Origin of the sequence: Ornithinibacter sp. (assembly GCF_035443565.1) — a bacterium.
GTDB lineage: Bacteria > Actinomycetota > Actinomycetes > Actinomycetales > Dermatophilaceae > Fodinibacter.
Genome location: NZ_DAORSO010000345.1, coordinates 1 through 1,525, shown reverse-complemented (window position 1 = coordinate 1,525; position 1,525 = coordinate 1). Strand labels below are relative to the sequence as shown.

The 1,525-nt window shown below is 71.1% G+C and carries 2 protein-coding genes and 1 pseudogene; 2 read left to right on the top strand and 1 reads right to left on the bottom strand.

All coding sequences use genetic code 11. The features are described 5' to 3' along the window. Positions 1–457 (bottom strand): annotated as a pseudogene (locus PLL68_RS15065) (MMPL family transporter); the annotation flags it as partial. Positions 458–492: 35 nt separating this feature from the next. On the opposite strand from PLL68_RS15065, the gene lipB reads away from it, so the two are divergent. Together lipB and PLL68_RS15055 are read left to right on the top strand one after the other, a co-directional pair. After that, positions 493–1,137 (top strand): lipoyl(octanoyl) transferase LipB, encoded by a 645-nt coding sequence (gene lipB / locus PLL68_RS15060; RefSeq protein ID WP_324535492.1) that lies wholly within the window; start codon positions 493–495, stop codon positions 1,135–1,137. A 113-nt stretch (positions 1,138–1,250) separates the two neighbouring features. Then, positions 1,251–1,406 carry a hypothetical protein gene (locus PLL68_RS15055; protein WP_324535490.1) on the top strand — a complete coding sequence of 52 codons (156 nt, stop codon included), beginning with the start codon at positions 1,251–1,253 and terminating at the stop codon, positions 1,404–1,406. The last annotated feature ends 119 nt before the right edge of the window (positions 1,407–1,525 follow it).

Here is a 1,525-nt window from a genome sequence, read left to right as displayed (position 1 = left end):
ACGTCTCACCGCTGGCCGCCGTGCCGGTGACCCCGTCGAGCGGCACGCTGAGCAGCGCGGCAGCGCCGTCCTGCGAGGGGATCGGGACAAGAGGTGCGTCACCGACCAGGAAGTCACCGAGCACCACGCCGTCACCGAGTTCGGGCAGGGCCAGGGCCGGCACGCCCGCGGCGAAGCGGCCCACGGTCTCGAGGTCGGGGGCTGCGAGCGGGGCGCCGTCAGCCCGGGTGAAGACGACGAGGTAGGGCAGCGAGTCACTGCTCGCGAAGCGGGCCACCGCCTCGCTGACCTGGGTGGACTCCGCGTTCTCGGGCAGGAACGTCGAGTTGTCGTTGGTCTGGACCCCGGTCAGCTTGCTCTGTGCGGCACCGCCGAGGCCGGCCACGACGAGCCAGATGAGCAGCACGACGACGGCACCGAGGAGGGCCAGGCGGGGGCGACGCGAATCGGCGGACATACCGCAAGGCTAGGGCCGCGGCATACGGTGTGTGCATGCGGATCGTTCACCTGGGCTTCTCCCCCGACCTCGTCGACTACGAGCAGGGCTGGCAGGCCCAACGAGAGGTGCACGCCCAGGTCGTCGACGGCACCCTCCCCGACACGACGCTGCTGCTCGAGCACGCGGCGGTGTACACCGCCGGCAAGCGCACCGAGCCGCACGAACGGCCCGTCGACGGCACCCCCGTCATCGACGTCGACCGGGGCGGCAAGATCACCTGGCACGGCCCCGGCCAGCTCGTCGGCTACCCCATCGTCAGCCTGCCCGAGGTGCCCATCGACGTGGTCGCCCACGTGCGACGCCTCGAGGAGGTCATGATCCGCGCCACGGCCGAGTTCGGCGTCGAGACCGTGCGAGTCGAGGGTCGCAGCGGGGTGTGGGTGCTGGCCGACGACCGCGGTCCGGACCGCAAGCTCGGGGCGATAGGCGTACGGGTGAGCCGGCGGGTGACGATGCACGGCTTCGCGCTGAACTGCGATGCCGACCTGTCGTGGGCCGACGCGATCATCCCCTGCGGCATCCCGGATGCCGGTGTCTCCTCGTTGACGCTCGAAGCCGGTCGGGTCATCACGGTGCAGGACGTCCTGCCCTACGCCGAGAAGCACCTGAGCGAGGTCCTCGCCGGAGGGGTGGGGTGACCCCAGCACCGAGCGCGGCCCCCACCGTGGCGTCGTCGAGTCGTGCCCGGGCGCGACGTCGCCCCTGACGAGCCGGAGAGCCGCTGGGAGCAGCGCCACCGCATCCTCGACTGGTGGACGGCGATCATCCTGGCGGTGGCCGCGGTTGCACCCAGACCGCAGCCACGCAGCAGACGATCATCGACTCCCAGCGCTGGTTGCAGTGGGTCAATGCCGTGGATGCTGGTCAGAAGGCTCGGGCCGACTTCCTCGACAACACCATGCTCTGAGCGCCCGGCACCTTTGGCTGCACACCCGTTCGGGCCGGGGAGGGCACTGGACGTATGGTGGTCGGCGTGACTGTCGCACCCGAGGGACGCCGCATGCTGCGGGTGGAGGCGCGCAACGC